Raw genomic sequence first — 18,513 nt, 5'->3', positions numbered from 1 at the left:
CTCGCCAGCCCAGTCTCCCTGCACCCGCAACAGTCTGGCCCCACGCGAAAGCACGTGGGGCCAGAACCTGAAAGATCTTCAGCGATCTCCTAGACCCTCGCCGACGCGCTGGTCACGGCCGCCGCCGAGGACGACGACGGCTACCGCGACGACGCCACCGTCGTCGTGCTGCGACGCCGCAGCGCGTAGGCCCGACCGGGCCGCGGGCCAACCCACCGACGCTGTGCGGCCGGCACCGACTGCCCGTGCTCGGCGTCTGCCGGGGGCTTACTGAGGTTTTCAGGGTGGGGTCGGTGGGGTGAGTGGCAGGCCGGTGCCGACCAGGCATCCATCGATGAGGGCGGGTCGAAGTTGGATGTGCCGCAGTCCGCGTCGGAGAGTGCGGGTGAGATGATCCGGATCGGTGAAGGCGGTGTTCGCCGTCGGGCCGCGACGCAGGAGCGACCAGAGGCCTTCGACCGGATTGAGGTCCGGTGCATATGAGGGCAGTTGGAAGACGGTGAGCCAGTCGTGCTCCGCCGCGTACTGCTTCATGCCGACGGCCAGGTGAGTGTTGAGGTTGTCCCAGACCAGAACGATCGGGCCGCCGAGCTGAATGTGCGCACGGACGGCGAGATCGCGGTAGTCGGTCCAGGCGAAGCTCTTGCGGGCGCCCTTGAGCGGCATGTGAAAGCGGGGCCGGTAGATCACCCTGCTCTGCTCGCCGGGCTTGTAGCAGCACAGCGCGGCCACCGAGATCCGGCGCCGGGAACGTCCCCGGACCCGGACCACGGGGGTGTGCCCGCGCCGGCCCCAGGTGCGGGCGCGCGGCGGCGTCATCGCGAACCCGGCCTCGTCCTCGAAGACGACCCAGGCTCCGAGCGCCGCCGCGGTGCTTTTACCCGCGGCCACACCTCCTGCTTCCACAGCTCCACGGCGCGCTCGTCGCGCTCGTCGCGCTCGAGTGCCCGGCGGGCCGGGGCTTGCCAGGACCACCCGTGCCGCTTCAGCAGCCGCCACACCGTCGCGATCGACAGCCGCATCCGAAACCGGCGACCGATCACCGCCTGGACCCGAACCAGCGTCCAGCGCTGGTCCTCGAAGCCATGGGCGGCCGGTCCCTTGCCCAACTCCGCTTCCAGCTCGACGAACTGGGCCGCCGACAACTTCGGCACACTCGCCGGACCCGCCGAGCGCAGGGCATCCGCACCACCCTCACGCCAGGACCGCCGCCAACGCTCCACCGACCGCTCGCTGACCCGCAGATCCCGGGCGATCGACGCGGTCTTCTCGCCCGCCTCGAACCGGGTACCGGCCTCCAGCCGCACCTGTTCACGAAACGCCCGCCGCTCAGCGGTCAGGCCCCCACCCTGCGCGTACCGCACATCATTGGCATACCGCAGGGATCACTACCTGTCACCACCGACAACAGAACGAAAACCTCAGTAGCTGGGCAGGCCGGTGCGCTGGTGGGGTGTTTCGGGTTGCAGGGTCTTCTTCAGCGCCCGGTTGATGTCGGGGTTGCGCCCGGGAGCGTACGAGCGGACCGGCGTATAGCCGACAGAGGTGTACAGGGCGAGGGCGGCGGTGTTGCGGACGCCGGTCTCCAGCAGGACCTCGGTGTGGCCGCGGCCGAGTAGATCTTGTTCGAGGGCGGCAAGGATTCGGCGGCCAAGCCCTTTCCCGCGGGCGGCGGGGGCCACGTACATCCGCTTGATCTCGGCTGTCGAGGAGCTGAGTGCGCGCCAGCCCCCGCAGGCCAGGGCCGGTCCGTAGCCGAGGCGGGCGAGGAGGAACTGGCCGTTGGGGGCGTCGAATTCGGCGCTGTCGGTGGCCTCGGGGTCGTCGGCGCTGCCGTAGGTGGCCAGCTGCTCCTGGTGGAGGGCCCGCGTGAGAGTACGGGCGTCGGCGGTGCCATACGAGACGGCGGTGTGCGTCCACTGGGGGGCGGCCTGGAGCAACGTCATGGTGTCGATAGTGCCGTGCGGAGGGCTGCTCTTCGGTGTCTGACTCCGCCGGCACGACGGCGTCCCGTGCGGTCCTGACAATCCCGACCTGAACGAGGGAACCGGCTATCTGGGCTCCGTCGCCGACGCTGTTGTTGATCGCTGTCATGCCGCGAGCATCCCTGACGGGTCCGACGTCCGACGACTCGACACGCCCAGCAGGTGCGATCGAGGCATGTCTCAGGTGTGGCAACGGAGTTGAATGCTCGGGCCCCGTACCCGGCAGGTTTCCCGGGGGCTCTGTCAGGTGCGGGGCGAGGTTTCCGACGGGCAGGGTGGGCCGCCGGCTGGGCCGTGGATGCCGCCCGACGACGGACCGTCCCGGATCGTCCGGCACACCGGTGGTTCAGCCAGCCGGCTTCAGTGCCGCCAGGTGAAACTCCTCGCCGTCGAGGAGCAGTTCGTCGGTGAGCGTCGGCGTGAGTTCCCGCTCGTCCCTCGGCGGCAGGCAGAGCGCGATGTGGATGTCGCGCAGGGCCTCGCGGACCCGGGCGGGCACCGAGGCCAGGTCGGGGATCTCCAGCGGGTCCATGTCCAGCGAGAGGGCCGCGGCCCGGGGCTTGTCGATGGAGGGCATCCTCACTGCGACGGGCCCATCCAGGCCCGCCTGCCGCAGGGCCACGCGCGCCCGGTCATGACGGTCGACCGAGGCCAGGAACTCCTTCACGACATCCCGGCCAAACGCCGGGGCGACATGCCGGGAAATCTCCATGGCCGATACGCCGCGGCGGGATTCTCGCACGATGGCCTCCACGAGCGCCCGCTTCTCACCCAGGAAGTTGTCGAGCTCCGTCTTGATGTCCATGCGGGAAACGATAGCCAGAAGACTGAATTCAGTCCAGGCGTGTTTCAGGCCGGCCAGGGTGTGGTCGTGCTGCAGTACCTGGCCATCCGTTCGCGCTCAGGTCCTCCTGCTGTGTCAGGCCTCCGGGCCCGACGTGCGGCCAGGTACGCGGTGGCCGGGTCAGCGGCGTGCCCGGGCGCCGGCCACCAGGTGCCGTGCCGTTCGACGAACGGGTACCAGCACCCGTTGACCAGGCGCAGCTCGACACGTGCGGCGGGGTCGGTGACGCGGTTTCCGGCGCTGGTGAGTGTGGCGAGCGGGGAGGGCCTGAGTGGCTGGATGCAGGCCTGGGCGTCGGTGATGTCGGAGGGGTCCGCGGTGGGCGGGTGGTGGGCGCCGCGGCGTTGTCGGGGCCGCCGTACGCGTAGCCGAGCCGGAGGTGCCGCAGTTTGAGCGGGGTGAGGCCCAGGTTCTCGGCGGCATCCGGCGGCACCAGGGCGACGTCGGTGTGGGTGAGCAGCCGGACGGCGTCGAAGAGGGTGTCCGTTCCGGCCGGGGCGCGGGTGGCGAGCAGGCGGCACCGCGTGGCAGCCGGCCGGGCAGCAGCGGGGCGAGGGCGGGCAGGACGTGGTAGGTGGTGGCTTCCAGGCGGGCCTGGCGAGCCAGCGGGCTGGTGGCTTCGAGGAGTTTCGTGAGCCGGTCGCTTCGGTCGCTGCCGCCAGGGACAAGGGCCAGGGGTGCGGTCACGGCGTCGGCTCGCCTTCGGGCAGGGCCGGGCGCTGGGCGGCATCACCAAGCAGTCGGCCGCCAAGAAGTACCAGGTGCTCACCGACCCGAACAGGACGGCGTCAGCCGCAGGCTGACGCTCCGGCGGCCCGGGGATGCCCTGCGGCGGGTTCGGCCGCGCCCGCCTCGACCGTCAGCGTCAGCCTGCGGCTGACGGGCCTCCGCTGTGAGGGTCCGCGCCAGCTCGCCACCATCACCCGTTTCGGCCGCTGTGCCGCAACGACGTCGGTGCGGGCGGTAGTCGCTCATCCGGGTGACATCCGGGCGACCGGCTGGCGGGAGCGGCCTGCCGTGTGGAGTACTGGGCCGATGTGAATGCTCGCGCGGCCGCGCGAGCCGAGACGGTCCGGGACGCCGAGGGGCATCATCACCGCTGGCGGCGGCAGCACGGTCACCTGCGGCTACGGTTCGGACGTCGCAGGGCCCACCACCTGCTTCGACACCCTGATTTTTGTCCCGATTGCACCGATCCTCACCAAGTTCGGTATCTCTCTCGCCTGACAGCTCCAACTCACTGACCCAGGAGGGTCCTCATGGACGTCGCGTTCGTCGGCCGGCTCACGGCCACCCTCGGCGTGCTGGCCATGGCCTGCGGCGCGGCTTCCACCGTGCCCGGCCCGCTGCCCCGCGGCCAGGCCCTGGCCGACCTCCAGCGGAACGTGTACCAGGCCGGGATCGGACCGCGGACCTGGCACATCGTCACCGTCATGGCCGAGCCCGACGCGGACACCCTGTCGGTCGGGGTCATCGGCAGCCTCGCCGACGCCCGCCACGCCCTCGACCGGAGGTTCCCCGACCGCACCAGGGTCGTGCACGGGCAGACCCTCGTACCGGCCGTCTGGCGGCCCGGCCACGACTACCCCCTGGAGGCCGCCCTCCGGGGCCTCGAACAACCCGGCTTCCAGGTCTTCGAGACCGGCGCCGAGCACGGGCGTACCACGGTCGGCGTCGTCGGCGACCTCGACGCAGCCCGCGCCTACCTCACCGACCACTACCCGGGCCGCACCACTGTCCACGACAACACCGCGCGCTGAGTCGCCGGCGCGGGTGTTGTCGTGCGCGCTCCGCTGGGTGCGCGCCGGGACCGGCCGACCTTATCGCCAAGCTGAGTGAGCAGGGACGTCTGCTGGCCGCGGCTCCGTCAGCGCCTGGGCCGACGTCAGCTGACCCGGTCTCGCGGTCTGGCTGCCCCACGCGGCTCGTGCGGTTTTGTGCGTGGGCCCAGTGATCTGAAATTGTTGAACCGTCCTGGTCTTTGAAGACCCGAAGGTCTCAGGTTCTTGCCAGGGGCAGTTGCCCAGACCATGCCCTGGAGAGCGCGGTAGTCGCAGGTGCCGTTCCGCTCGAAGTAGGCGAGGCCGGTCTGGCCTCTCCGGGCCCCGAGCATTGTCTGTCTCTCCCCAGGCGCTCCATGGTCGGTCGGCATGACGAGGCTGCCCGGCATGGCCGGTCCGGTCCGGTCCGGTCCGCCGACAATGACCCCTGATCGCACATTCGTCGCTGGTAAAAATATGTGTGTTCGGTGCGGCGACTGGGCGCGGTCGCTCGTGCGAGTGACCGCGCCCCATGGTCCAGACCCTGAGCGCGGGTCATGCGCTTGGGTGCCACTAGGCGGTGGCCGGGCCGGCCGTACGGAGAGCGCGAGAGGGTTCCAGACGAGTGAGAGCGGGGGTTGGAAGGAGCAGACGGGAATCCGTGGCGCGGGTCCACTACGACGGGTGCCTCCGGATGCGCGCGTGGCCGTGGAAGGGGCTGTTCGTCGGCGACATGGTGAGCGCCGGGGTAGCGCTGCAGGGCACCGCCATGTCGTCGCGGGGCTGGATGGGCAGGGTCCTCCGGCTCGATGGCGCGGTTGATGACGGAGGCGTTCGACCCAGGGCGCACATTCCGCACTGGCATGCTGCGAGATGGCGTGCTGCGCCAGGTGGGGGCCGGGCGGCGTGGCGCGATGAAGGCCGGATGGCGACCGGTCGCGGAGCGACTGTGGCGGAGCGGGTTCAGCGTTGTCACCTGGCAGTGCACCTCGAGGCCTCGCGACGTTGTTGACCGAGGGGATGGCGTGCCCGGTTCGACCCCAGGGACGCCAAGGAGAGCCAGCGGCTCTGCCGTCAGGAAGCCGGGACGCTACCCATGGATGCCCCGTGTTGCCGCGGGGCGCTGTCCTTGTGTCGCCCCGGCAAGGCAGGCGCCCGATCCGATACCGTGCGAGCTTGAGTGATTACTCATAGTGATCGACTAGGTCGCGCGGTCCACGTTGTAGGTGCCGGCAACGGCGAAAGGGGTACCTGTGGAGATCCACATCGATGCGCTACGCAAGTTGCTGGTCGCGACTGTGGGGCAGGAGGTGGAACTGCCGGTTGCGGCCCTCGGGTTCGGCGAAGACGCGGTGCGGGCGCTCTTCCCCGACGGGGTGGTGCGCTTGGCCTGGGCCGAGGGGGATCCGCAGGCGCTCTGGGCGGCGGGGAGGTCCACGGTGGCGTTCTCCGAGCAACCGGTCGCCATGCGGCTGGCCATCGGCCACGATGACTCCGCCGCAACCGCGTTCACGTTCGACATGCGGACCGACGAGCGGGGCGTACCGGCCCATCGGCTGGCCCGGGGGCTGGGCCTCGACGTGCCGCTACTGCCGGGGGCGATGGTCGAACGGGTCACGCTCACCGCGGACCCCACAGGCAGTGTGGTGGCTGCCGACGGCCCGCGCGTACGCGTGCGGGCCCTGGCGGGCGCCGAGCGGGTGTTCCTGGCCGAGTCGGACGGCTGGCAGTTGATCCGCACGGAAGGGCTGCTGACACGGAAGCAACTGGTCGCACTGGCAGGCGACTCCTTCGTCGCTCGGCCCGGCGCGTTCCTGCCGGGTCTGCCCGCGGGCACGTGGCTGCAGCTGGGTGCTGGACGGCGGCCGGTCCCGTTGCGCCCGGCTCGCGAGACCCGGCCGGTTGAGCCGGGTGACGGTTCGCGGGTGGACGGCCTGGGGCGGGTACTGCCTGCCCGGACCGCCCGCGGGCGGCGTCGCTTCGAGCGCCGGGTGCGGGCGATCGCCACCGAGACGGGCTTCGCCGTCCTGGCCGGTAGCGACGGCGAGCGCGGCAACGGGCGCTGGCAGCTGCACATCAGTGAGGACGAGGCCGCCGTCAGCGTCGACTACGACTACGCGCCGCTGCGGGTGACCGGCGGGCTGGGCAAACTGCCCGCCGAGGCGCCGTACCGGTCGATCGTCGGCGGTGTGCTGATGTTCTCCTTCGACGGCGGTGACGCCGAGAGCGAGGACAAGGCCGGCCGAGGCGTGTACGGCAGCGGCGTGGGCGCCTACGTGGTGCCGGACTCCGCCGAGGTCAAGCCCTCGTTCTTCGGTTACGCGGGCATCGGCGCGGATCCCGGTTTCGGCATCCCGGCAATCCGGCTGAACGGGGTCGCCGCCGGCCTGGGCTGGAACAGCCGGATCCGGCTGCCCGAGGTCTCCGAGATCGGTGACTTCCCGCTGCTGAAGGCTCTGGACGACCCCGAGTCGATCGGCGCCGAGAACAAGAACCCGATCGAGATCCTGCGCAGTATCGCCACCGAACCCGACGCCTGGATCACCGCGGCCCAGGACGAACTGTGGGTCGCGGCGGGCCTGAAGTTCACCATCGCCGAGCTGATCGAGGGCCGGGCGATGGCCGTCGTGCAGACCGGCGCGGAGCTGACCATCGCGCTGCTCGGCACCGCCGCCGCCGCGCTGCCCAAGAGCGGCTCGCGCAAGTACGCACAGATCGAGGCGGCACTGCGGGCCGTCCTCAAGCCCCGCCAGGGCGAGCTGCAGTTCGACGCCGAACTCACCCCCGCCTCGTTCCTGTTGGACCCCAACTGCCGCCTGCGTGGCGGGGTGGCGTTCCGCAGCTGGTTCGGGCCCAGCCCGCAGGCGGGCGACTTCGTCTACACCGTGGGCGGTTACCACCCCAACTTCCAGCCCCCGGATCACTATCCGTACGTGCCACGGCTGGGCTTCGACTGGGACCTGACCGGATCAGTCACCATCTCTGGCAGCGCCTACCTGGCGATCACCCCGGCCGCCGCGATGGCCGGCGGGGCGTTGGACGTACGGTTCCACTCCGGGGTGATCCGGGCCTGGTGCACGGCGAAGGTCGACGCGCTGATCCAGTGGAAGCCGTTCTATGTCGACGTGGGTCTGCAGGTGCGGATCGGCGTGTCGGCCACCGTCAAGATCGTTTTCGTGAAGGTGACCATCACCGTCGAGGTCGGCATCGCGCTGGGCATCTGGGGGCCGCCCACTGGCGGTCAGGCCAAGATCAAGCTCTGGTTCGTCTCCTTCACTATCGACTTCGGCAAGAGCCGCCAGGATGCCGGCAATGTGCTGGACTGGGCCGGGTTCCAGGAGATGCTCCCGCCGCCGCCCACCACCGTGCGGGTCACCCCCGGAGTCGGGCTACTGCTGGACCGGCATACCGAAGCGCAGCGAGCGGCCGGGGCCGAGGCCGACTGGGAGGTCTCGGCCAACGGCTTCACCTTCTCCACCGACAGTGCGGTGCCGCTGACCCAGGTCTTCCTGGGCGCCTCCGACACCGCCGCCGAAACTGGCCCGGGCCTGAACATCGCCCTGATGGACAAGCGGGGCCTGACCAGCAGCCAGCGTGTCACTCTCACCCATGACAACAAGAAGATCGACCCCGCGACCTGGTCGCGCGGCCGCTGCCTGGCCGCCGTCCCCGAGGAACTGTGGGGCACCGCCGCCCCGGGCACCCTGCCCGACGGCGAGCGGCAGCTGTTGAAGGACCAGCTCACCGGCGTCAGCCTGACCTCCCCCGCCCCGCGGCACGGCACCTCCACCGGCTACATCGACGAGAACGCCCTCAAGTTCGATCCCATCTACCCCGACGGTGACCAGCCACTGGACCCGAACGCCGGCCCGGTCGGCGCGGTGCCGCAACGCCCCGGCAACGTCATCGCCACCATCGCCGAAACCATCGCCGCCGCCGAGCAGAGCGATGCCCGTACCCGGTTGGCCGACCACCTCACCGAACTCGGCCTGGACCTGGGTCCGCTGGACAGCGACCTGTCCGGCTACGCCCATGCCGCCCGAACCGCGTTCACCGCCGAGCCCATGCTGGTCGTCGCCAGCTGAGAAAGGGGACCCGCATGGCCACCGTCGGCCTTCGCGCCCGCTTCTTCGACCACCGCCTCCCTTCTCTCTACGCCGGCCGCTACGCCGCCACCGTGAGCCAGGCCGTCGACGGCGTGAGCACAGGCAGCAGCCAGCCTGCCCGACCGCGTCCTGCGCTTCGACGTGCGTCAGCAGCGCTTCTCCATCGCCCCCTCCGAGGTCCAGGCCGTCTACCCCGTGCCGGGCGCGGTCGGCACCTACAGCCAAATCCTGCCGCACATCACCCTGGGCTCGCCCGCGCTGCCCTGGGCCCGCCGCCTGGACGGCACCGAGGAGGGCGTGCCGTGGGTGGCACTGCTGGTCTTCGGCGAGGACGAACTGCCGGGCGACCTTGAGGCGATCGGCCGGGTCACCGGCAGCACCGTCAGCCAGCTTCTCGACGGCGAGGCCGGTATCGGGCTTCCGCCGGACATCGACCACGCCAGCCTGCTGCCCGGCGAGGCCGAGGACGCCTGCCGCAGCATCCTGGTGCCCGCCGAGCTGTTCACCGCGATCTGTCCCGACCCCGCCGAGCTGGCGCTCCTGGCGCACATCCGCGAGGGTGGCCCGCCGGACGCCGACCACCAGCGGCTGGCCGGCACCGACCCGGAGCCGCTGGAGGAGGACCTCAACGCCGTCGTTGTCGCCAACCGGTTCCCGCTGGCGGCGGGCGGCCAGCAGGTCGTCCACCTGGTCTCCCTGGAGGGGTTCGAGCCGTACCTGACCGGCGCCGCCCCGCCCGCCGAGTGCCTGCGCCTGGTGTCGCTGCAGACCTGGTCGTTCGAGACACTGCCGGACTCCGGCACCGGATTCGGCGACATCGTGGAGAACCTTGCCACCGCCACACTGCTGCGTCTGCCACTGGACCCCGGCAGCGCGGACGGCGACGTGCCGCAGCGCCTGGCGAGCGGGGCCACCGCACTGCCGCAGCGGCTGGAGTCCGGCGAGCGCAGCTTCGCCTTCTACCGAGGCCCGCTCACCGCCACCCCCGCCCAGGCTTTGCCCGCACCGGCCGACCCGCGCCTGGAGTCGGCCGGCGAGGCGCTGGTCTACCTCCAGCAGTACGGCGTCTTCGACACCGGCTACGCCTCCGCGTTCAGCCTCGGGCGCACCCTGGCGCTGGCGGACGCCCCGTTCCGCAACAAGCTGCTGGAGTTCCGCAAGGCGGCCCGTCGGGCCGTACGCCGTCTGTCCGCCAGGCCGGAACTCCTCACCGCGGCGCGCAGCGTGCACCAGGCAGCCGACCGGCTGAACGCCAACCCGCAGCGGGCGGCGTTCGACCGGCTGATCCACGGCGCGCTGCCCACCGCACTCGTCCGCAGCGGCGCCGACTTAGCCGCCGCCGAGCGGCGGCCCGCCGCGCGCACCACAGGGCTCATCCGGCTGGCGGCCGCCGACTTGCGTGCCCAGCTCGCCTCCGAGCACGCCCGCGAGGTACTGGAAGAGGCCACGGGTCCCGAACGCGAGCCGGTCCAGGAGTGGTTGACACAGTTGTCCCGGCTGGCCATGGTCCCCTTCGACCATCTGGTACCCGACCCGCGGATGCTGCCGCCGGAGAGCCTCCGCTTCGCCCACCTGGACGCGGGATGGATCCGCGCGGCCGTGGACGGAGCGCTGAGCGTGGGCGTGGGACATACGCTGGACGCCGACCTCAACACGCTTGCCGCTACCGTGCCCGCGTCGCCCGCCTGCGCGGTGCTGATCCGCTCCGAGCTGATTCCTCACTGGCCGCGCACCATCATCTCCGCCTTCAACGGCGACGACGTGGTCGAGCCGGTGCACCGACTGCGCTACGGCAGCGACGTGCTACTGCTGCTCTATCCCCGGGGCATCGACACCTTCGCCCTCGCCGAGCCGCCGCAGGGCCTGCACTTCGGCATCAGTGACAACGGCACCATCGAGATGCGCCACCTGAGCGGGGACATCGGCTACCCCAAGGGCGACTTCCCGACACCGCCCGGCTTCGCGTGCTTCCTGCGCCCCGGTGGGCGCGACGTGCTGAACATCGCCGGCAAGCTCGCCCCGGAGCTGGCCACCGCCCACCAGCTGCCGAGTCTGACGCCGGCCCAGTTCGCGCTGCAGATGATCAAGGCGCCGCAGCTGCAGACCTTCGCCCGGCCCTGACCCCACCGACACCGTCTCCGAAGAGGACCCCCATGCCCAACGACACCCTGGTGGTGCCGGTCGAGGTCGCGGCGTTCGCGGTCAACGCGCAGACCCGTGACACCGACGGCAGCTACGTCATGCAGCGCTGGATCGCCAACTTCGTCCCGTTCGTCAACGACAACGCGGCGCCCGAGCCGGCGCCGTTCGCAGGCGCCCAGATGTGGACCGGTGACCCCTCCCGGCTCGGCGTCTACCTCCAGTGGCAACTGCCCGAAGGACTGTGTCAGGGCCGGCAGGACAGGGAGAGCGGAGAGATCGGCGACTTCCCGCTGGTCCCCAACCGCTGGCTGGTGGTACGCCGTTCCGACGCCGGCGTGCGCTCGTGGATCGTGCAGTCCGACTACCTCGACCGCAGCACCGGCACCGTCTCCTACCTGGACCCGACCGCCGCCACCGCGACCGCCACCAAGATCGGCCGCCATGTCGAGCTCACCGACTCCGCCCCGTGGCACGAGCCCGCCGACGCCCCGGCCCCGTTCCTCACCGCCATCGGCCCCGGCCTGCTCACCTTCTCCGTCTACCAGCCCTACAACACCAACGTCTTCTCCCTGCACGACACCCTGGAGGACATCACCGGCGACGACCGGCTCAGCTACTGGGTAGCCGGCTGGTACGCCGACCCGACCAGCGACATCCTGGCCCCCGACGCGGGCGACTTCGACGAACTGCTGCACGACCTGGAATGGAGCCTGGCCCCCGGCATGGGCAGCCCGCGCCGCTCGCTCTACACCGGCAGCGCCCTCGGCATCGCCTGGCACCCCGAGGGCGGTATTCCCGAGTCCGACTCCCCACTCGCCTCCTCCATCGCAGTCGCCATCGGCAACAGCACCGGCGAGGCCGCGGCCGTCCTGCAGGAACAGACCGGCGGCCCCGGCTCGCTCAGCAGCGAGGACGCCCGCCGCTACGCCGCCTTCACCCTGGGTGTACTGGAAAATTTCGAACGCCCGGACGGGGACCTGTTCCCCGAACGCGCCGCCCACGACTCCGGCTTCGGCCCCGTGCCCGGAGGACACAGCTGGCGCGTGGTGGAGCGCGACACCGAGTCGGCGCGCCTCGCCCTCGGCCCCGCCGAGCGGACCCGCGCCGCACTGCTCGCCCAGGACGTCACCGCCCAACTCAACCGGACCCAGAGGGAACTCGACTCCCTGGAACGAGAGTTGTACGGCGCCCAGCAGCACCTGTACGTGCTATGGGCACTGAGCCAGGAGAAAAAGCAGCCCGACGTCTTCACCAGCCGCATCCGACGCGAGCTCGACCACGAGTACGCCGAAGGCGCCGCCGGCCGCACGAAAGCGCTGGCCGCCCAGGTGACTGTGGCCCGCACCCGGATCCCGTGGTCCACCCAGGAGGAGGATCTCGCGCAGCAGGCCCGCGACTACGCCACCGCGCACGGCCTCCGCGTCGACCAGGTGCTCCAGCGGGTGCCCAACGATCCATTCGAGCAGAGCACGGACCCGGTGCTGATGCTGCAGGGCGCCAAACTCAACGCCCCCATGACCCGCGACTCCAAACTGCCCTGCCGGGTCGAGGAGAGCCTGGTCATCCGGATCGGCTCGATCACGGCTACGACCGTGGCCGCCGACGTCGCCAAAGTCAACACAGTCGGACTGCCCGCCCTGCTGCCCAAGCTGGCCACCGAGTTCTTCATCCTCGACCAGGCCCGCAAGACCGGGGCGAGCCTGGACGACGCCGACGGCCGGCTGCCCGACCACGGCACCGAGCCCTGGCGCCAGCCCTGGCAGCCGCTCTACCTGCTCTGGGAGGCCGAGTACACCGCCATCCCCTTCCAGGAAGACGGCGCCGAGCTATGGACCTTCGACGGCCACCGCTACCGCTGGGACGGCCAGGGAACCCTGCCCGTTCCCAGGACGGTGGGCGGACGCCAGATCCTCACCCCCACCAGCGGCTACGACCAGGAAGGACAGATCGAGCACTACGCCGCCGGGCGCGCTGACCTGCCCGAGGACCTGATCCGCCGACTGCGCCAGGAGGCCCGCGAACTGGACCAGCTCTCGCAGCGCCTGGACGGACTGAGCACCGCCATCGGCCAGCGGATGGCCGGCGGCTCGGCCATCCCCACCGGTGACCTCGGCGACCTGATCGCCAGCGGCACCGGACCCGTGCCCGACCCTGGCGGCCAGCCCGTCAACGACTGGGACGACTGGGACGACGTCGACCTCGTTGCGTTCCAGGAACTGCGCTCCGGGCACCTGATGTTCACCAAGCTTTCCGTGGTGGACCGGTTCGGCCGGGCCGTCAACCTCATCGACAACCCGCTGCACTTCAACCGGTTGATCAAGCCCGACTCGATGACCCCGGACCACGCCGTCGGCGAGATCCAGACCGACCGCTACGCCGAACTCGGCCCGCGGTTGCTGCAACCCGCCCGCCTGGCCTTCGACTTCCTCTCCTCCGCCGGCGACGAGGACGTCAAACTCACCCCCGGCACCAACCCGGTCTGCGCCTGGCTGCTGCACAACCGCCTGGACCGCTCGCTGGCCTGCTACGACCCCGACGGCCAGGCACTCGGCGACCTGCGCACCGTGCTCGACGCGACCCGAGAGCGGATCGTCACCTGGACTGCACTGCCCGGCTCACAGGTCCAGGACCTCGACCAGCTCGCAGAGATCTCCCCACACACCCACCAGTTGCTCGCCACCATCCAGCAGCGCGGCCCCGCCGTGCTGGACGCCGTGCGCACCCAGCTCGACGACACCCTGGCCGCCATCGACCCCGACGGCCCCGAGGACCAGAGCCTGGCCTTCCTACTCGGCCGGCCCCTCGCCCTCGTCCGGGCCCGCCTCGACCTGCAACTGCACGGCCCGGCCCGCACCGACGTCGCCTGGCGCAACGTCATCACACCACCGGAGCCGACGATGCCTCGCTACCAGTGGGCCGTACGCCTGGGCGAGGCCCAGCAGGTCGACGACGGCCTGATCGGCTACGTCCTCGGCGAGGACTACGACCACCTGGAGACCGTGCTCGCCCCACGCGGCGACGGTCACGGCGGCTACCTGCGGCCCATCGACCGGGGCCAGCGCCTGAAGCTCGCCTTCGAGGGCGACAGCTCCGCCGCCGTCACCCTGCTCCTGGACCCGCGCGCCCCCGTGCACGCCACCACCGACATCCTCCCCGTCAGCTCCGTCACGGTCCCGCCGCAGTACACCGACGCCGCACTGGCCAACATGGCCGTCAACTTCCGCACCGGCCCGATGCTGATCGCCACCACCGAGCACGACGCGGCCACCCTCCCGCAGCCCACCACCGCCACCGGCACCTGGTCCTGGACCGAGCGCGTCGGCGCCGACTGGGTGCAACTGCCGATCACCGTCCCCGACCCGGCCTCCCTGCCGATCGGCGAACACCCGCAGATCCGCACCGGGTTCCTGGTCCTCCAGGACGCCACCCACGCCACCCGCACCACCACCCGCAACGCACGAGGAGCCCGTTGATGGCCACCATCCAGCAGATCACCGCCACCGAGAACCCGGACGGCCAGACCGGCACGCAGGCGGACGCACCACCGCTCTACTTCGAGCTGAACACCAACCCTGACCCGGTGCGTGTCTCACCCACCAGCGGGGATCCGGTGCGCGCCGACCTCATCCTGGTCGGCAGCCGCCGCAGCGGCAGCACCATTGACTGCAGCAAGATCATCATCCGCGTCCCCACCGGGGACAAGTCGCCCGATCTCACCGCCGACCTGAACAGCGTCACCGCGCAGATCAGCCTTGCCGACTGGACGGCGACCACCGACACCGCCGCCAAGACCATCACCTTCACCCCCACCAGCGACCACGCCACGATCGGGCCGGACCAGGGCGTCACCGTCCAGCTCATGGGGATGCGGATCAACACCCAGGTCGGCAGCTCCCCGCTGGGCATCGACGTCGAGTGGGCCCCGAGCGGCAGCGAAGGCTGGAAGACTGCCCCCACCGTCATCGACGTCGGCAAGTTCCCCGCCGACTTCGTGCTGCGCAACTTCATCCCCGAGCAGCTCGTCATCGACAACGGAGGCAGCGTTAAGCTCAACTGGGAGGCCACCGGCGTCTCCTCGCTCAGGTTGCTCTACGACGTCGCCGACGTGAACGTTCTGGGGCACAGCACCTGGACCGTCAACAACGTCCGCAGCACCACCGTGTTCTACCTGCGCGCCACGGTCCAGAGCGGCACCGACACCGTCGAACGCATCCTGTCGGCCACAGTCACCGTCCTCATCCCCGACCTCGAGGTACGCAACCTCACTGTCACCGGCGAGCTCGCCGCCGTGGCGGACGAGGCACTCGTGCGGGTCAGGGAGCTGTGCGGGCCCGCGGACCTGCCGGTCAACATCAGCAGTGACCTCGACGTCACGGGTAGCAGCGTCAACATCGCCGGCGATCTCAGCGCCGTGGCACCCGGGAAGGTCGTGATGGTCGGGGAGTTGCGTGGGCGCTGCGGGTTCCCTCTCAAGGTAGGCGGTGGCCTTGAGGTTCCGGGCATGGTCAAGTTGCGGTCCATCGCCGCAGAGCCAGCAGCAGACACCATCCTGGTGGTGAACCACCTCAAGATGGACGTCAACAAGGCCTTCAGGACGGGCAAACTCCGCAGTACCGTCGACGGCGGAACGGTCGAGATGCCCGACAACTACCGCATCGCCTCCGTGATCAACGCCGCCGAGTCGTCCGAGAAGACCGAACCGTAGACCCAGGGGGCTGCCCGGCTGCTCAGGGCTGAACCGGACCTGCACGGCGGAGGGCGGCGGCTTCCTCCGCGCCGAAATCATGAACGTCGAGGAGCACCGGCCGCTCAACGGCAACATGGTCTGCGTCCGGATCACGACGGCAGACGCCGACACTGCGTTGTTTAGCCAGTGCAACTCGGAGACAGGCGAGGGCGGTGTAACCCCTGCTTGGATTGCTGCCCCGATAGGGGCGACAGCCGGGATCTCAAGAAGGCTCGCTCTTCACCGTCTCCGGGAAACCGGGAGCGTGCCCTCGGCGCGCGGACCGTTACGTCGACTGCACGGCGATGTGGTCGAGCGAGCCGCTCTTGGCCTGGCCGAGGAGGTCGGCGAACTGCTCGGCGCTCATATGGATCTGCTGGCCGAAGTCGTCGGTGATGCGGATGCGCCGCTCGGGCGGCGCGGCCGGGTCGAGGAAGAGCTTGGGGCAGCCGCAGTTGCAGTTGCCGCAGAAGACGGCGGCGGGCACGGATTCGATGTCGGGCATGGCAATCGCCTCACAGGAGGGTGGGCTCGGACGCGGTGGGCGCCCGCGTGGACGATGCCCACCGTACGGCGCGGATAACCCGGACCTCCGGATGCGGGACCCGGGAGGAGATGGCCGTGCGCGGGGCCGAACGGGTGGTGTTCTGGCCTGCGGCCCGTCCGCAGCGCGGCGGGTGCCGAAGATCGGATGCTCGTGCCGCCGGGCCTGGAAGCTGGGGCGGCACGGGCGCTGCTTGGGTGTCCGTCCGGTCACGTTCTCACCGGTGCTGGTGGCTGGCCGACATCCGTCGCGGTGGTCCGGCTGCTCGGCGGATCGGCCGATTTCCTGGCTCTCTGCCGAGGCGTCAGCTCTTCGCAGGGGTGCCCCGTTGGGCGCTGTTTCCGTACATGTCGTCGGGCGGGCAGTTGTCGCTGGTCCCGGCGAGGGTCTGGAACCACAGGAAGAGGTTGGTGGGGATGGGGGCGGTGACGCCTGCGTTGGGGTCCTGGGCGAGGCGGGTGGCGGTGGCGAGGTCCTTGCCCTGCCGAATCTTGGTGAAGGAGTCGGGATTGGTCACGCCGATGACGTAGACGGGCCACCACTCGGGGCGGTCCATGTTACGGTCGGCGATGATGTGGTCGTGTCCGGGGACGGAGACGTTCCTGAGCGCGTCCGGGCTGGCGCCGAGGGCTGCGGCGATGCGGGACAGGTCGATCGTCATCGGGTGGTCGACGCACGGCCCGGCCGGGCACTGGAGGTTGGCCGGGGCCGGGCTGAACAGCGGGACCGGGATGAACAGCGGGTCGGTGAACGCCTCCGAGGTGGTACCGGGCGGAACGGTGTTGAACTTCTGGCCGACCTCGCAGCCGCTGTCCGCGCCGGAGGTGACGCTCAGGTCGCAGAAGTAGTTCTGGGTGTAGAGGAACTTGACGTCGTGGCCACTGAACCAGCCGTCGGTGACGCCGATGTTGCGGCACAGGTCCTCGGGCTCGCCGGTCATACAGGGGTTCTTCAGCGGCTGGACGGTGTGCTCGCCCATCGGCGGCGGCCCGAACCCGTCGCCCGCCGCCCGGGTGCCGGTGGCGGTGGCCAGGCTCACGGTCGAGACGATGGCCAGCAGAACGCTGACGGCGCAAGTGCCGGACCGGGCCAGGTGCCGGCGGGTGGAGACGCGAAGTCTCATCAGGAGTTCTCCTTCGTGTGGTGCCCCGCGCCGTGGGAAGACGGGCGCAGAGGTGACGACCCGGCCGGCTCTTCCGCTGGGCCGGGTCTTTCATCAAGGCATGCGACACCGGCCCCGGGAGCGCACCACGCTCCGCGTCCCCCCGGCTCCGGTGGGCTTTCCGCCCCAATGGCCCCTGGTTCTGTCCACCCGAATGCGCGGCACCGCGGCGAGCGCGGAGCCCTCAGCGGGCATGCGGCCGACTCCCGGCAGGCACCTGCTGCGGGCGCCGGGGGCCACGGGAGATACTGGTACCGTCCGACCACCAGCGCGACGAGGGCGGCCGCCGGGATGGCCTGGCAGCAGGCGATGAGGGTCGTGGCGGTGGACCAGAGCGGTTCGCCCGCGTCGGGCAGCGGGTCGGGCGTCCCGATGCCCGCGTAGCGGTGGAGCAGGAGCGTGGCGAGGTCGGCGGCGCAGACGGCGAGGGCGTAGAGGTCTCCGGCGCAACGGCGCCACACCAGGACAAAGGCCATGGCGAGGGTCACCGCAGCGGCCGCGCCGTAGTGGTGGGCGAAGCGCAGGTGGACGGCGGCGTCGACGAGCAGGCCGGTGGCGGCGGTGAGCCGCAGGGCTGTCTCGGTGTTCTGCAGGCGGCGGACGCGCTTGTGCGCGGGGGTGGCGGCCACGGTGGCTGAGAATTCTTCCGGGCCGCGGTCAGGTGACGGTGAGGGTGCCGCGCATGAACGGGTGGATGGTGCAGGTGTAGGGGTGGGTGCCGGGCTGCTGCGGTCCGGTGACCGTCGCGGTGGTGCCGGGTGTGATGGTGCCGGTGTCGAAGGACTTGTCCGTGGCGGTGAGGGTGTGGGGGGTGGAGTCCAGGTTGGTGACGGTGGCGGTGTCGCCGGGGCACAGGGTGAACTCGGCCGGTTCGAAGCGGAAGTTCTTGATGGCGACGTGAACGGTGCCGCTGGTGTCGTTGCGCTCTGCCGGGGCGCTGGTTCGGTCGGTCGGTGTCGGTGTGGCACTCTGCTGGCCGGAGCTGGTGGTGGTGCTGGAGCAGGCGGTGAGCAGGCAGCACAGCAGGGCGGCGGCCGGCAGGAGTCTCGGGTGGGTCACTGCGGTGCTCCGTCGGGGAGGGGGCGCGCGTCCGCGTGGCCGGCCGGGGTGCCGGTGGGCGGGCGCGCGCCCGGTTCGGGGACCGTCGTTTCAGACGGTGAGCAGGGTGGGGCTGGCGGCCTTGTCGGTGGGCAGGAAGTCGTCCGGGACGGGGTACTGGCCGAGCACGTAGTTGAGGATGGCCG

At 70.8% G+C, this 18,513-nt stretch carries 14 protein-coding genes; 6 read left to right on the top strand and 8 right to left on the bottom strand.

Going from position 1 to position 18,513, the window contains the following annotated elements:
- Positions 1 to 279 precede the first annotated feature (279 nt).
- From ACIQVZ_RS40470 to ACIQVZ_RS40455, 4 genes are all read right to left on the bottom strand, one after another.
- On the bottom strand, positions 280 to 819 hold the full coding sequence (locus ACIQVZ_RS40470) for a transposase (RefSeq protein ID WP_402457621.1): 540 nt from the start codon (positions 817 to 819) through the stop codon (positions 280 to 282).
- The gene (locus ACIQVZ_RS40465) at positions 816 to 1,364 is read right to left on the bottom strand and encodes a winged helix-turn-helix domain-containing protein (protein WP_402457619.1); all 549 of its coding nucleotides are present in this window, start codon (positions 1,362 to 1,364) and stop codon (positions 816 to 818) included. Before ACIQVZ_RS40465 ends, ACIQVZ_RS40470 begins: the two co-directional genes overlap by 4 nt.
- A gap of 57 nt (positions 1,365 to 1,421) precedes the next feature.
- Complete coding sequence (locus ACIQVZ_RS40460; RefSeq protein ID WP_402457616.1) at positions 1,422 to 1,946, bottom strand: GNAT family N-acetyltransferase; 525 nt, start codon at positions 1,944 to 1,946, stop codon at positions 1,422 to 1,424.
- A 385-nt stretch (positions 1,947 to 2,331) separates the two neighbouring features.
- On the bottom strand, positions 2,332 to 2,790 hold the full coding sequence (locus ACIQVZ_RS40455) for a hypothetical protein (protein WP_402457613.1): 459 nt from the start codon (positions 2,788 to 2,790) through the stop codon (positions 2,332 to 2,334).
- Positions 2,791 to 3,506: 716 nt separating this feature from the next.
- On the opposite strand from ACIQVZ_RS40455, the gene ACIQVZ_RS40450 reads away from it, so the two are divergent.
- The 6 genes from ACIQVZ_RS40450 (at position 3,507) to ACIQVZ_RS40425 (ending at position 15,542) form a co-directional block, all read left to right on the top strand.
- The gene (locus tag ACIQVZ_RS40450; RefSeq protein WP_402457610.1) at positions 3,507 to 3,632 is read left to right on the top strand and encodes a hypothetical protein; all 126 of its coding nucleotides are present in this window, start codon (positions 3,507 to 3,509) and stop codon (positions 3,630 to 3,632) included.
- 456 nt (positions 3,633 to 4,088) lie between these two features.
- The gene (locus ACIQVZ_RS40445; RefSeq protein WP_402457607.1) at positions 4,089 to 4,589 is read left to right on the top strand and encodes a hypothetical protein; all 501 of its coding nucleotides are present in this window, start codon (positions 4,089 to 4,091) and stop codon (positions 4,587 to 4,589) included.
- Positions 4,590 to 5,842: 1,253 nt separating this feature from the next.
- Positions 5,843 to 8,674, top strand: coding sequence for a DUF6603 domain-containing protein (locus ACIQVZ_RS40440; RefSeq protein WP_402457604.1), 2,832 nt, complete (start codon positions 5,843 to 5,845; stop codon positions 8,672 to 8,674).
- Positions 8,675 to 8,836: 162 nt separating this feature from the next.
- On the top strand, positions 8,837 to 10,816 hold the full coding sequence (locus ACIQVZ_RS40435; protein ID WP_402457601.1) for a hypothetical protein: 1,980 nt from the start codon (positions 8,837 to 8,839) through the stop codon (positions 10,814 to 10,816).
- Between the two features lie 32 nt (positions 10,817 to 10,848).
- Positions 10,849 to 14,310 carry a hypothetical protein gene (locus tag ACIQVZ_RS40430; RefSeq protein ID WP_402457598.1) on the top strand — a complete coding sequence of 1,154 codons (3,462 nt, stop codon included), beginning with the start codon at positions 10,849 to 10,851 and terminating at the stop codon, positions 14,308 to 14,310.
- A complete protein-coding gene (locus ACIQVZ_RS40425; RefSeq protein WP_402457595.1) occupies positions 14,310 to 15,542 on the top strand; it encodes a hypothetical protein in 1,233 nt (410 codons plus the stop codon). Before ACIQVZ_RS40430 ends, ACIQVZ_RS40425 begins: the two co-directional genes overlap by 1 nt.
- A gap of 307 nt (positions 15,543 to 15,849) precedes the next feature.
- Here the strand turns inward: ACIQVZ_RS40425 and ACIQVZ_RS40420 are convergent, their stop codons facing one another.
- The 4 genes from ACIQVZ_RS40420 to ACIQVZ_RS40405 all read right to left on the bottom strand — a co-directional run bounded on the left by ACIQVZ_RS40420 (position 15,850) and on the right by ACIQVZ_RS40405 (position 18,328).
- Positions 15,850 to 16,068, bottom strand: a complete 219-nt coding sequence (locus ACIQVZ_RS40420; protein WP_402457592.1) for a hypothetical protein — start codon at positions 16,066 to 16,068, stop codon at positions 15,850 to 15,852.
- A 343-nt stretch (positions 16,069 to 16,411) separates the two neighbouring features.
- Entirely contained in the window at positions 16,412 to 17,230 is an 819-nt protein-coding gene (locus ACIQVZ_RS40415; RefSeq protein ID WP_402457589.1) for a hypothetical protein, read from the bottom strand.
- Positions 17,230 to 17,898, bottom strand: coding sequence for a hypothetical protein (locus ACIQVZ_RS40410; RefSeq protein ID WP_402457587.1), 669 nt, complete (start codon positions 17,896 to 17,898; stop codon positions 17,230 to 17,232). The genes ACIQVZ_RS40415 and ACIQVZ_RS40410 overlap by 1 nt, the downstream gene beginning before the upstream one ends.
- Positions 17,899 to 17,926: 28 nt before the next feature.
- The gene (locus ACIQVZ_RS40405) at positions 17,927 to 18,328 is read right to left on the bottom strand and encodes a cupredoxin domain-containing protein (protein ID WP_402457584.1); all 402 of its coding nucleotides are present in this window, start codon (positions 18,326 to 18,328) and stop codon (positions 17,927 to 17,929) included.
- Positions 18,329 to 18,513: the final 185 nt, after the last annotated feature.

The sequence above is a fragment of the Kitasatospora sp. NPDC098663 genome (assembly GCF_044760075.1).
Lineage (GTDB): Bacteria > Actinomycetota > Actinomycetes > Streptomycetales > Streptomycetaceae > Kitasatospora.
Note: the sequence above shows the minus strand (reverse complement) of the source record. Positions and strands in the feature narration are given on the sequence as shown.

Bases quoted from the DNA above. Each gene is read 5' to 3' on its own strand.
- ACIQVZ_RS40420 (WP_402457592.1), bottom strand. From the start codon at position 16,068: ATGCCCGACATCGAATCCGTGCCCGCCGCCGTCTTCTGCGGCAACTGC.
- ACIQVZ_RS40445 (WP_402457607.1), top strand. From the start codon at position 4,089: ATGGACGTCGCGTTCGTCGGCCGGCTCACGGCCACCCTCGGCGTGCTG.
- ACIQVZ_RS40455 (WP_402457613.1), bottom strand. From the start codon at position 2,790: ATGGACATCAAGACGGAGCTCGACAACTTCCTGGGTGAGAAGCGGGCG.
- ACIQVZ_RS40430 (WP_402457598.1), top strand. From the start codon at position 10,849: ATGCCCAACGACACCCTGGTGGTGCCGGTCGAGGTCGCGGCGTTCGCG.
- ACIQVZ_RS40470 (WP_402457621.1), bottom strand. From the start codon at position 819: ATGACGCCGCCGCGCGCCCGCACCTGGGGCCGGCGCGGGCACACCCCC.
- ACIQVZ_RS40460 (WP_402457616.1), bottom strand. From the start codon at position 1,946: ATGACGTTGCTCCAGGCCGCCCCCCAGTGGACGCACACCGCCGTCTCG.
- ACIQVZ_RS40425 (WP_402457595.1), top strand. From the start codon at position 14,310: ATGGCCACCATCCAGCAGATCACCGCCACCGAGAACCCGGACGGCCAG.
- ACIQVZ_RS40415 (WP_402457589.1), bottom strand. From the start codon at position 17,230: ATGAGACTTCGCGTCTCCACCCGCCGGCACCTGGCCCGGTCCGGCACT.